General features: G+C 44.3%; 11 protein-coding genes. All 11 read left to right on the forward strand.

Translation table 11 applies throughout. The annotated features are described in order from the left end of the window. Window positions 1-14: 14 nt before the first annotated feature. The gene (locus VBY75_RS02565; protein ID WP_199496412.1) at window positions 15-1,691 is read left to right on the forward strand and encodes an alanine/glycine:cation symporter family protein; all 1,677 of its coding nucleotides are present in this window, start codon (window positions 15-17) and stop codon (window positions 1,689-1,691) included. 128 nt (window positions 1,692-1,819) lie between these two features. Continuing rightward, window positions 1,820-2,149, forward strand: a complete 330-nt coding sequence (locus VBY75_RS02570; protein WP_054487785.1) for a hypothetical protein — start codon at window positions 1,820-1,822, stop codon at window positions 2,147-2,149. 5 nt (window positions 2,150-2,154) lie between these two features. Beyond that, a complete protein-coding gene (locus VBY75_RS02575) occupies window positions 2,155-2,454 on the forward strand; it encodes a YeaC family protein (protein WP_199494822.1) in 300 nt (99 codons plus the stop codon). Then, the gene (locus VBY75_RS02580) at window positions 2,451-2,924 is read left to right on the forward strand and encodes a GAF domain-containing protein (RefSeq protein ID WP_416510879.1); all 474 of its coding nucleotides are present in this window, start codon (window positions 2,451-2,453) and stop codon (window positions 2,922-2,924) included. Before VBY75_RS02575 ends, VBY75_RS02580 begins: the two co-directional genes overlap by 4 nt. Before the next feature lies 1 nt (window position 2,925). Then, the gene (locus VBY75_RS02585; protein WP_054487779.1) at window positions 2,926-3,216 is read left to right on the forward strand and encodes a hypothetical protein; all 291 of its coding nucleotides are present in this window, start codon (window positions 2,926-2,928) and stop codon (window positions 3,214-3,216) included. Beyond that, a complete protein-coding gene (proQ, locus tag VBY75_RS02590; RefSeq protein WP_278354997.1) occupies window positions 3,209-3,835 on the forward strand; it encodes an RNA chaperone ProQ in 627 nt (208 codons plus the stop codon). The genes VBY75_RS02585 and proQ overlap by 8 nt, the downstream gene beginning before the upstream one ends. Before the next feature lie 9 nt (window positions 3,836-3,844). Further along, window positions 3,845-5,902, forward strand: a complete 2,058-nt coding sequence (gene prc / locus VBY75_RS02595) for a carboxy terminal-processing peptidase (protein ID WP_416510882.1) — start codon at window positions 3,845-3,847, stop codon at window positions 5,900-5,902. 111 nt (window positions 5,903-6,013) lie between these two features. After that, complete coding sequence (locus tag VBY75_RS02600; RefSeq protein WP_054487772.1) at window positions 6,014-7,399, forward strand: sodium-dependent transporter; 1,386 nt, start codon at window positions 6,014-6,016, stop codon at window positions 7,397-7,399. 12 nt (window positions 7,400-7,411) lie between these two features. Beyond that, window positions 7,412-8,866, forward strand: a complete 1,455-nt coding sequence (gene nhaC / locus VBY75_RS02605; protein WP_054487770.1) for a Na+/H+ antiporter NhaC — start codon at window positions 7,412-7,414, stop codon at window positions 8,864-8,866. An 18-nt stretch (window positions 8,867-8,884) separates the two neighbouring features. After that, a complete protein-coding gene (pepN, locus tag VBY75_RS02610; RefSeq protein ID WP_416510885.1) occupies window positions 8,885-11,476 on the forward strand; it encodes an aminopeptidase N in 2,592 nt (863 codons plus the stop codon). Between the two features lie 23 nt (window positions 11,477-11,499). Then, the gene (locus VBY75_RS02615) at window positions 11,500-11,727 is read left to right on the forward strand and encodes a DUF2835 domain-containing protein (protein ID WP_054487765.1); all 228 of its coding nucleotides are present in this window, start codon (window positions 11,500-11,502) and stop codon (window positions 11,725-11,727) included. Window positions 11,728-11,909 lie beyond the last annotated feature (182 nt).

Genomic DNA, 11,909 nt, shown 5'->3' on the forward strand with positions numbered 1-11,909 from the left:
AAAGGGGGTCTTCCTTGGAAGTGCTCAACAATTTTTTGCTTTGGATTGATGGGTTCTTAGGTTCTGCAGCCTATTTCCCATTTATTTTGCTCGGTGTCGGTTTATTTTTCACCTTATATCTTGGCTTTCCTCAAGTGCGCTATTTTCGGCATGCCTGGAGAGTACTAGCGGGCAAGTTTGATAAAAAAGACTCGCAAGGTGATACCAGCCACTTTGAAGCGTTATCTACCGCTTTATCCGGTACCGTCGGTACCGGTAATATCGGCGGCGTCGCACTAGCCATTTTTTTAGGTGGTCCGGCGGCTATTTTCTGGATGTGGATGACAGCATTCCTTGGTATGACCACGAAATTTGTCGAAGTTACTCTGTCGCATAAATATCGTGTTAAAACCGAAGACGGAACGATGGCAGGCGGTCCAATGTATTACATGGATCGTCGTCTGAATATGAAATGGCTGGCTGTAATTTTTGCCATTGCAACAATCATCAGTTCGTTTGGCACCGGGAATATGCCGCAAATTAATAATATCGCCCAGTCGATGGAACAGACCTTTGAGATTGATCCGATCTGGACTGGCGCCATTTTATCGATTTTGCTGGCGATGGTTATTATTGGCGGTATTAAACGAATCGCGGCGGTTACCTCGAAAATCGTACCGATAATGGGGATTCTTTATGTTATCGGTTCTTTGAGCGTTATTTTCTTCAATATCGATAACATTGGTGAGTCGTTTGTTTCTATCTTTCGTGATGCCTTCACTGGTTCAGCTGCGGCTGGCGGGTTCCTTGGTGCAAGCTTTGCTTATGCCTTTAACCGTGGTGTAAACCGTGGTTTATTCTCGAACGAAGCCGGTCAGGGTTCTGCTCCTATTGCACACGCATCGGCAAAAGCGAAAGACCCTGTAGCTGAAGGTTTGGTTTCGATTCTTGAGCCGTTCCTGGATACCATTTTAATTTGTACTTTAACCGGTTTGGTTATTTTATCTTCGGGTGTTTGGACTGAGAAGTTTGAGAACAATTTTGCCCGAAGTGATCTGGATTTTGTTGTCGGTGAATACAACGACGTTGACAGCGAAGACAGACAAGAACTGTATAAGTACTTAAATGGTATTAGCGATACTGAAATAAAACGTTACTCGGGCACTTTACAAGTTGTAGATGGCCAGGCTCAGACGAATGGTGAAATCACGATTTTACACGCGCGTTCTGTTGCTGAAGATGTACGTTTTGTTATCGCAGGAGAAGATGCCTACAACGGTCAGGTTAGAATTGAAAATGGTAATCTGATCAAAGAGGATATTCAGGTTGTTGGTAAGTCATTAGTGCACTCAGCGGCTCTTACCTCACTGGCTTTTGCAAACGGTTACTTTGGTGATTACGGTCAGTATATTATTCCAATTACCTTGTTAATGTTCGCATTTTCAACGGCCATTGCCTGGTCCTATTATGGTGACAGGGCGGTTGTCTACCTGGTTGGACAGAAAGGGGTCATGCCTTATCGCATACTGTATGTGGCGGGCTTCTTCTGGGCGTCTTTTGCCGATACAACGCTGGTTTGGACAGCCTCTGCCGTTGCCATTGTCTTAATGACATTACCCAACTTACTGGGCATGATTTTGCTTCACCGCGAAATGAAATCGACCGTTAAGTCGTACTGGAAAGACTTTGGTGATGCCGATAAGAAGAAGTGATTTATTGCAATAAACTGAAGCTAAGCGGCCAACGATAAGTTGGCCGTTTTACTTTTATTCCCGGGTAACGCTTGAAATTAAGAGCAAAAGCCTTATATTGCAAGGACTGCATAAGAGATAGGTTGTATATGGCGTTAACACAATGTCCTTCGTGTAATAAACGAATTTCAAGCAAAGTAAAAGAATGTCCGCATTGCCAGTTTGTGCTGGCCGGTCAGTCAAAGGAAGATATGGAACGTGAGTGGCTAAGACTTAAACAAGAAAAGTCTGATAAGCTGGTTTCACGTTCAATGCTCGCCTTACTTATTGCTATTGCTGCTTTTACTTATTTGTTCATGCAGCAGCCTATGCCTAATACCTGGCAATACGGTATTGCTGTTGGTGCAATGGTTGGTGGAGTCGTCTGGTTTTTAATCAACCGTGTGCAGCTTCTCTTCTTAAAAAAGAAAAAGCGGTAACCCCTATGCAATTCGACGATTTAATTAAAAGTATGAACCAGGAAGTCTATGAACGCCTGGTACAAGCTGTTGAAACGGGGAAATGGCCTGACGGCAACCGTTTATCTGACGAGCAACGTGAAAACTCCATTCAATTAGTTATGGCTTATCAGGCGCGCTATGCAAGCTCCGATGAGGCCTTTACTATTGGTGCTAATGGAGAGATGGTGACAAAAACAAAACGCGAGCTTAAAGAGCAGTTTAAAGACACTCCCGAAGAATCAATCGCGCGTTTTAAACTCGATGGACAAGAAGGCGGACTATGAGCTCTCAGCTGTATTCAGATTTGTTAGCCCAAAGCAGGGCATTAACAGAGGCCGAGCCCGATTTAATTGCAAACCTTGCGAATATTTCTGCGCTACTTTACGAACATATTGATGACGTTAACTGGTTAGGTTTTTATTTAACCCGCTCAGACGATGAATTAGTGCTTGGTCCTTTTCAGGGGCGAGTTGCCTGTGTCCGGATATCTTTTGGCAAAGGCGTTTGCGGAGTAGCGGCACAGTCACAAGAGTGCCAGCGAGTCGAAGATGTTCATCAGTTTGCCGGACACATTGCGTGTGACTCGGCATCAAACAGCGAAGTGGTGGCACCTATTGTTGTAAATGGAAAAACGGTTGCGGTACTGGACATCGATAGCCCATCAATCGGCCGTTTTAGTGAAGAAGATGAAAAGGGTATTAAAGCGATTGCTGAATATTGCCAATCATTAGATTGGTCAGGGTTGCAGCGCTGATATGTTTGTTGAATTCGATATTCATAGCTATTTAGTGACGAAGCAGGACGTTGTTTTTTTCGAAGAGCAGGAAGAAGAAGCCGCTGACCGAATCAACGAAATGCTTCATCACATTAATGCATTACGAGAGGATGACGATACAACAGAGCAGCTTGAAGAAATGGTTCGTCGTACGCTGTACGACTGGATCGAAGAGCCTGCCTTATTAGATTTGTCATTTGATGAAATGGACGACTATGTTCGAAACTTAATGAAAGTTGTCCGCGAACAGGAAGAAGAATGGAATGAGTGAACCTGAAAAGCTGACGAAGAGCAAAGATGTTATTGCCTACTTAACTGAGCAATTTCCTGAGTGTTTTAGTATTAAAGGCGATGCTAAGCCATTAAAAATCGGTATTTTTGAAGACTTAGCGAAACGTCTGGAAAATGATGACAAAGTGAGTAAAACGCGCTTGAGAACAGCGTTACGTCATTATACGAACAGTTGGCGTTACCTTCACAGTATTAAAGCTGGTAGTCAGCGCGTGGATCTTGATGGTAAGTCAGTTGAAGCGGTTACTGAAGAGCATCAGCAACACGCTCAGGAGACATTAAAAGAGTCAAAGGCGAAAGTTGCCGAAAAGAATAAGGCTTCTGCTAAGGCTAATGCAAAGAAGGCGCCGGCTAAGAAGAAAACGGAAGGTGCAGGTAAACCTAAGTCTAAGCCCACCAAAAAAGCTAACAAACCTGAAGTTAAATTGGCCGATGTGGAACTCAATAACCTTTCCGTTGGTCAACAGGTACAGGTAAAAGCAGGGAATACCCCAATGTCAGCAACAATTTTGGAACTGGACAAAGATGATGTTCAGGTTCAGTTGCAAAACGGGTTAACCATGAAAGTTAAAGCAGATAAAATTTTTCTGCGCGCGTAGGAGTAGTCGATGAAACACTGGGCTGTAAGAAAATGTGCATTGGCACTGATGTGTGTTGTTCCTGCTGCGGTTGCGATACCGCCAGAACACAAAATCAGTGAGTTACCAGAATTAGAGCAAGAAGCTCAACACGATACAGCCAGTGAGCGTATTACCTCTTATTTTACCCGTTATCACTTCAGTAGTCTGACGCTTGATAATGAGCTGTCTGAAGATATCCACGAACGCTATTTTGAGCTGCTTGATTACAGCAAGATGTTTTTACTCAAAGAAGATATAGAAGCGGCTGCTGAATATCGCCATTTATTCGATGACATGTTGAAGCGTGGTGAGTTGGATGTTGCTTTCGATATCTATCAGAAAAGCCTGGAACGCCGTTTCCAGCGTTATGAGTATGCCTTGTCTTTGCTTGATGAAGAGGAGCCTATGGACTTCTCAGCAAAAGATGACAAGTACTACTACGACCGGGAAGACGCAGAATGGGCATCGTCTCTGGAAGAGCTCAATGAACTTTGGCAAAGCCGGGTTAAATACGACGCTCTTAACTTGAAGCTTGCCGGTAAAGAATGGCCGGAAATTGTTGAAACCTTAGGCAAGCGTTATAACAGCGCATTAAACCGATTGACCAAATCTAAAAGTGAAGACGTTTTTCAAACCTTGATGAATGCATTTGCTCGCTCGGTTGAGGCGCATACCAGTTATTTATCTCCTTCTAATTCAGAACGTTTTCAGCAGAATATGAACCTTGAACTTGAAGGTATCGGTGCCGTTTTGCAGTCAGAATATGATTACACCGTAATCCGTAGCCTGGTTCCGGGGGGGCCGGCGGACAAAACTGGAGAGCTCTCACCTGAAGATAAGATTATCGCTGTTGGCCAGGGTAAAGGTGAAGATGAAGAAGACTTCGTTGATATTATTGGCATGCGGTTGGATGACGTTGTTGAACTCATTAAAGGGCCAAAAGGAACCACGGTTCGCTTACAGGTCTTAAAGGCTAGCCAGGGCGCTGGCGGTACGCCAAGCGAAGTTGAGATTGTCCGTGACAAAGTTAAGCTGGAAGATCGCGCGGCCAAAGCAGAAGTAAAAGAATTTGAAGAAGGCCCTTATAAAGGCCGACGCTTGGGAGTTATTGAAATCCCGGGGTTCTACAATAATTTAACTGCTGATGTTAAAAAGCTAATAGAAGACTTAGAAAGCAAGGATGTCGAAGGCCTTATCGTAGATTTACGTGGTAACGGCGGCGGAGCGTTAACAGAGGCTATTAGCTTAAGTGGTTTATTCATTGATAAGGGGCCGGTTGTACAGGTGAGCGATGGGCGTGGCCGAATTGACGTCAGTGAAGATAAAGACGGAAAGACATATTATGAAGGACCATTGTTCGTTATGGTCGACCGTTACAGTGCATCAGCCTCTGAAATTTTTGCTGCAGCTATGCAAGATTATGAACGGGCACTTATTATTGGTGAAAACACCTTTGGGAAGGGCACTGTACAGCAGCATCGCGGTCTGGCTCGTCGCTTTGACTTTTACGATAATCCGTTAGGAAGCGTACAGTATACGATTGCGAAGTTTTACCGTATTGACGGTGGTAGCACCCAACTGAAAGGTGTTCAGCCTGACGTTGTTTTCCCTTCTTTTGTTGAAGCTTCTGAATGGGGTGAAAGTAAAGAAGACAATGCTTTGCCCTGGGATAAAATTGATAAAGCGACATATAGCACAGTTGGCAACATCAATAGTGCAGAGGTAAAAGAGTTGCAACAACAGCTGAATCAACGAATAGAGGATGATCCTGAATTTTCTTATGTGTTTGAGGAAATCGAAAGATTCAGAAAGGAACGTGATAAAACCTGGGTTAGCCTGGTTTTAGCTGAGCGTGAAGAGAAACAGGAAAAGCAGAAAGCAATACAGCTAGAGCGCGTTAATGAACGTTTAAAGCGTGCGGGTAAAAAGCCTGTTGAAGATATTGAAGAAGCGCCGGAAGACTTTGTTGAGGTGGATCCTTACCTTGACCAGGCCGCTCTGGTTGCATTCGATTTTATTGATGATAAGCAACTTGCTTCGAATTAAGAGTGTAATTTTTAAAGTACCGCCTTTACGGCGGTATTTTTTTGTGAACTTGTCATAGACCCTGTTTTTGTGGTCATATAGCGCGTTAATAAACACAAACGATTAATAATAATGACAACAAATAATCAAGCTATCTCGAGCCGGTGGTCAAGCCGGCTAAGTTTTATATTGGCTTCTTCTGCCGCTGCTGTTGGCTTAGGTAACATTTGGAAGTTTCCTTATGTAATGGGCGAAAACGGGGGCGGTGCTTTTGTCCTTGTTTATCTGCTTTGTATTTTGGCTATTGGCATACCCATTATGATGGCTGAGGTCATTATAGGACGGCGTGGGCGCCACTCTCCAGGGTATGCCGCAAAATCAGTTGCGTTAGAATCCGGTAAGCACTCTGCCTGGCAATCGGCCGGATGGCTGGGCATGCTTACCGGCTACTTAGTTTTAAGCTTCTATGCCGTGATCGCAGGCTGGGCATTAGCTTACGTATTCAAAGCAGGACAGGGTGCATTTACCCAGGCTTCAGCTGAAGAGATAGGAAAAACCTTTGAAGGTTTATTGGCATCTCCTGGTGAGCTAATGCTTTGGCACAGCCTGGTGATCATAGCCACAGTTTTGGTTGTTGGTAATGGTGTAAAAAATGGCCTTGAAAGGTCGGTTAGATTATTACTGCCCTGCATGATTGTTCTATTGGTGGTCATTGCGGTCTACTCCGGCAGTATTGGCGATTTCTCTGCTGCAATAGGCTTTATGTTTGAGCCTGACTTTAGCAAGCTCAGTGTTAATGGTGTCATGATAGCACTAGGCCATTCATTCTTTACTTTAGGCCTGGCCTCTGGCGTTGTCATTATGTATGGCGCCTACCTTCCACGTGAAACTTCAATTGTGCAAACCAGCCTCTGGATTGCTGTTATAGATACTTTTGTAGCATTGCTTGCCGGTCTGGCCATATTCCCGCTGGTTTTTGGTTATGGCTTAACTCCAAGTGAAGGCCCCGGGCTTATTTTCACAACCTTGCCTTTAGCCTTTAGTGAGATGCCGGCGGGTGGTTTTGTCGGAACAGTGTTCTTTATCATGCTGGTTATTGCAGCATTTACATCGGCCATTGCGATGATTGAGTCGTCTGTGGCTTTTGTTGCTGAAAAATTTTCCTTAAGTCGCTGGCCGGCAACAATCGTATCGGCCGGAGTATTGTGGCTTCTTGGGCAGTTAACGATCCATTCCTTTGCCGGGTCTGAATGGGCGCAGTTAAGCGGAGAATGGTTTGGTAAGCCAATTAATTCACTCTTTGATATCATAGATGTTTTAACATCGAGCTTGTTACTACCACTAGGCGGTTTACTGTTGGCGGTATTAGCAGGTTGGGTGATGCGTTCTGAATTCACAAAAGACGAACTGGATACCAAAAAAGGCATTTTCGATGTCTGGTTACTTTGTGTTAAATACATTTCTCCAGTCGCCATCATTATTATTTTTTTACAGCTAATTGGCTTTATAAAACTTTAGGTTGAATAATTAATGAGTCATAAAACAAAAGCACCCAGTTTATTACAAGCGCTGATCCCTTTAATTGCGCTAATTGCTATGTTGTCTTCGTCGGTTTATTTGTTTGGCGAAGACTCTTCTTACGGACCGAACCAGATAGCATTGTTAGTTGCGGCTGGCATTGCCGTTATTATCGGCTTCCGAAATGGTTTTAGCTGGCAGCAAATTGAAGAGGGTATTACCGAGGGCATTTCCGTTGCTCTGGGTGCAATGCTTATCATTCTTGCGGTTGGCTCATTGATTGGTACCTGGCTCTTATCGGGTACCGTCCCTACACTCATTTATTTTGGCCTTGAGCTGCTAAATCCGAGCTTATTCTATGCCGCTAGCTGTATTATCTGTGGTGTTGTTGCCTTGTCTATCGGTAGCTCCTGGACTACCGCCGCGACTATTGGTGTGGCTTTAATGGGCGTAGCATCAGGAATGGGTTTAGAGCCAGGCATTGCAGCGGGCGCTATTGTTTCAGGGGCTTATTTTGGCGATAAAATGTCGCCATTATCGGATACCACAAACCTTGCGCCAGCGGTTTCGGGGACGGAACTGTTCGCACACATTCGTTATATGGGCTACACCGCAGGCCCTGCGTTTGTTATTTCAGTCGTGCTGTTTTTAATTCTTGGCCTTAATGCCGATACTAATGTGAGTTTACAGCGCCTGGAGCTTATGCAGGAACAGTTGCAGGGTACCTTTAATATCGGTTGGCCGATGTTAGTTCCATTAGCTGTATTGCTTTATTTGGCTGCAACTCGAAAGCCTGCGTTACCAACGGTATTTTTTGGCGCATTACTGGGCGGTGCCTGGGCGCTTATTTTTCAGCCTGAAATGATCAGTTTTATTGCCGGAGAAGAAGGTTGGGTGCCGGCCATTAAAGTCGTTTGGTTAGCATTATCAGACGGTGTGGAGGTCAGTACCGGCAGTGCCAATTTAGATTCCCTGCTAAGTGGGGGCGGAATGGTGTCAATGCTGAACACTGTCTGGCTTATCTTAAGTGCTATGACTTTTGGCGCTATCATGGAAAAAGTCGGCCTGTTAGAACGCTTTATCCGCGGCATGCTGAAGTCGGCTAAAAGTGTTGGCTCGCTAATTACAGGCACCATTTTTACTTGCTTTGGGGCAAACGTGTTAACGGCTGATCAGTATATGGCTATTGTATTGCCAGGGCGTATGTTTAAAGAAGAATATGAGCGCCGTAATTTAGACCCTCGCGTTCTGTCCCGAACTCTGGAAGACAGCGGTACGATCACCTCGGCTCTTATTCCATGGAACACCTGTGGTGCTTATATGTTCTCAGTACTTGCAGTGAGCCCGTTTGAATATGGTATTTATGCGTTCTTTAACTATCTGACACCGCTTATTGCCATTGTATTTGCTTACACGGGTTGGACGATACTGTATCTAAACCCTAAAGAAGAGACAGCTAAAGCTTAATCAATACAGAAGGAAGCTATGACACAATTACCAAAGGCTAAATATCGTAAAGATTATCAAGAACCTGAATTCACAATAACGGATGTCGATTTAACGTTTGATCTTCATCCGACTGAAACTCGGGTAAAGAGCGTCTTAAAAGTTGTACGACAAGGCGAACATGAAAAGCCTTTGGTACTTGATGGAGAACAGTTAACTTTGCTGAGTATCAAAGTTGATGGGGAAGAGGTTTCGGAAGACTTATACCAGCATGATGAGCATAGTCTGACCCTCAAAACGCCTCTCAACTCTTTTACTTTAGAAATTGAGAACCGTGTTAATCCGACGGCTAATGAAGCTCTCGAAGGTTTATACCTGGCAGAAAATACGTTCTGCACACAGTGTGAAGCGGAAGGTTTTCGGAGAATAACCTTCTACCTTGACCGCCCGGATGTTTTAGCTAAATTCACCACGACTGTTATTGCCGATAAGAGTGACTTTCCGTACTTGCTATCAAATGGTAACCGGATCAAACATCTTGAGCTTGAAAACGGTAAGCATTTGGCCACCTGGCAAGACCCTTTTCCTAAGCCTTGTTACTTGTTCGCTCTGGTTGCCGGCGACTTTGATATTTTACGTGATGAGTTTACCACCCGGGAAGGGCAAACTGTTGATTTAGAACTCTTTGTCGATAAAGGCAATCTTGATCGCGCTGATCATGCCATGCTGTCGCTTAAAAATGCGATGAAGTGGGATGAAGAGCGTTTTGACCTGGTTTACGATCTTGATATCTACATGGTCGTCGCTGTGGACTTCTTCAATATGGGGGCGATGGAAAACAAAGGTCTGAATGTTTTTAACGCAAAGTATGTACTAGCGAACCCAAAAACCGCAACCGATCAGGATTTTCTCAATGTTGAGTCGGTTATAGGTCACGAGTATTTTCACAACTGGACCGGCAACCGAGTCACTTGTCGTGACTGGTTTCAACTGAGCTTAAAAGAAGGCTTAACGGTGTTTCGTGATCAAGAATTCAGTTCAGATTTAGGCTCTCGCGCAGTTAACCGAATTCAGGATGTTCGGGTTATTCGTAGCCACCAATTTGCTGAAGACTCAGGTCCAATGGCGCACCCAATTAGACCGGATAAAGTGGTTCAAATGAACAACTTCTACACGGTAACGGTCTATAATAAGGGTGCTGAAGTTATTCGTATGATCCACACTCTGCTTGGCGAAGCAGGTTTCCAAAAAGGCATGAAGCTTTATTTTGAGCGTCACGACGGCAACGCAGTAACCTGCGAAGACTTTGTCAAAGCTATGGAAGATGCTAACGGTAAAGATTTCAGCACCTTCCGTAACTGGTACTCGCAGGCTGGCACACCGGTTGTGACCGTTGAGGAAGTTTACGAAGAAAACGAAAAACGTCTTACGTTGATATTAAAACAGTCAACAGCTTCAACTCCCGGCCAAGAAGAAAAGGCCCCGTTCCATATTCCCGTTAAATGGTCCGCTTATAGCGAACAAGGTCAACGTTTGTCATTAAGCGATGATGATGTTTTGCATTTGAAAGATGCCGAGGCAACTTTTGCTTTTGACAATGTTCCAGAGAAACCGATTTTGTCCTTATTTGACAACTTTTCGGCTCCGGTAAAAGTAAAACGGTCGTTAACCGATGACGAGCTAAGAGTCTTACTTGCTCATAGCGAAGACGATTTCAGCCGCTGGGATGCTGCCCAGTCTCTGTTTACACGTATTGTGGAAAAGGGCATTGCTACTAAAAGCAGCGCCGAACTGTCCGAACAAACCATTCAGGCGTGCCGGAACTTACTTCAGGCAAATACGGATCCGGCTTTAAAAGCTCTCGCCTTAACTCTGCCAACGGCATCAACTATCGCTGATGGTTATGAAACCATTCCGGTTGAAGCCATTAATGCTCAGTTGAAGTCGCTAAAACTGCAGTTGGCCGAAGCATTAGAGGATGACTTCAAAGAGCTTCTGGATGTTTGTGTCTCTGAAAAAGCTTACCAGTTAAATGGCGAGGATATTGCTAAGCGTCAATTGAAGCAGGTTTGCTTAAGCTACTTAGCTGAACTTGGTGACAAAACTTCTAATCGCTTAAAGCAACAATTTAACCAGGCTGATAATTTGACCGACCAGCTTGGCGCTTTACAGGCGGCTGTCTGGGCGAATAACGTCGTTGCGGAACCTTTGTTAAATCAGTTTGAAGAACAGTGGCGTGGTGAAAAACTGGTTATGGATAAATGGTTCAGCACCCAGGCACTTGCTAACAATGAAAAAACGGTTGAACGAGTTAAAAGTTTAATGACGCATCCGGACTTTTCACTGAAAAATCCTAACCGTATATATTCTTTATTAGCAGCATTTACGCAGAATCAGCCGCAATTTCATAGAGCTGATGGAACCGGGTACGAATTAATTGGCTCAGTCATTCAGCAATTAAATACCAGCAACCCTCAGGTTGCTTCGCGTTTGCTTTCCGCTTTTGTTAGCTGGCGACGTTATGACAGTAGCCGACAGCAACTTATGCGTAAAGAGCTTGAGACATTACGAGAACTGCCAAACTTGGCGAGTGATTTGTTTGAAAAGATAGAAAGTTGTCTAAGTGAATAATTATCTAAAGGTATAACGCGACGGTGATCATTGAATATGTTTTTAACCTGGGAATGAGCTATCAAGAGTTCTGCGATGTTTATTACAGTAAAGGTTATCAACAAGTCGTTGTTACAACGGTTAACGGCACGCGGGTTGCACTTCCCGCGGGTCGTTTAATTCCTTTTATTGACACCCAGGGAATACACGGACGCTTCCTTTTACAGGTTGACGAGCAACAAAAGTTTGTAGGTTTAAAGCGACTGACCTAGAGTCCATTCAGTTAAACTAAATACTTATATTAGTTTCCCCGTCATATCTGGTCTAAACACCTGTTTTTAGCGCGAATAAGCGTTGAAACCCCAGCGTAAATGTTCGACAATAACATCAATCATATATTCTCTGGCCGTGGGCCGCATTTGGGCTTGCCTACGACGTTTCACCAACAACCTCA

This window comes from Idiomarina sp. HB, from assembly GCF_048059115.1.
In the GTDB taxonomy this organism is placed as follows: domain Bacteria; phylum Pseudomonadota; class Gammaproteobacteria; order Enterobacterales; family Alteromonadaceae; genus Idiomarina; species Idiomarina abyssalis.

What these genes read in the sequence shown, in the direction of transcription:
- proQ (WP_278354997.1), top strand. Translation starts at nt 3,209, where the DNA reads ATGAGTGAACCTGAAAAGCTGACGAAGAGCAAAGATGTTATTGCCTAC.
- VBY75_RS02585 (WP_054487779.1), top strand. Translation starts at nt 2,926, where the DNA reads ATGTTTGTTGAATTCGATATTCATAGCTATTTAGTGACGAAGCAGGAC.
- VBY75_RS02575 (WP_199494822.1), top strand. Translation starts at nt 2,155, where the DNA reads ATGCAATTCGACGATTTAATTAAAAGTATGAACCAGGAAGTCTATGAA.
- VBY75_RS02600 (WP_054487772.1), top strand. Translation starts at nt 6,014, where the DNA reads ATGACAACAAATAATCAAGCTATCTCGAGCCGGTGGTCAAGCCGGCTA.
- VBY75_RS02570 (WP_054487785.1), top strand. Translation starts at nt 1,820, where the DNA reads ATGGCGTTAACACAATGTCCTTCGTGTAATAAACGAATTTCAAGCAAA.
- prc (WP_416510882.1), top strand. Translation starts at nt 3,845, where the DNA reads ATGAAACACTGGGCTGTAAGAAAATGTGCATTGGCACTGATGTGTGTT.
- nhaC (WP_054487770.1), top strand. Translation starts at nt 7,412, where the DNA reads ATGAGTCATAAAACAAAAGCACCCAGTTTATTACAAGCGCTGATCCCT.
- pepN (WP_416510885.1), top strand. Translation starts at nt 8,885, where the DNA reads ATGACACAATTACCAAAGGCTAAATATCGTAAAGATTATCAAGAACCT.
- VBY75_RS02580 (WP_416510879.1), top strand. Translation starts at nt 2,451, where the DNA reads ATGAGCTCTCAGCTGTATTCAGATTTGTTAGCCCAAAGCAGGGCATTA.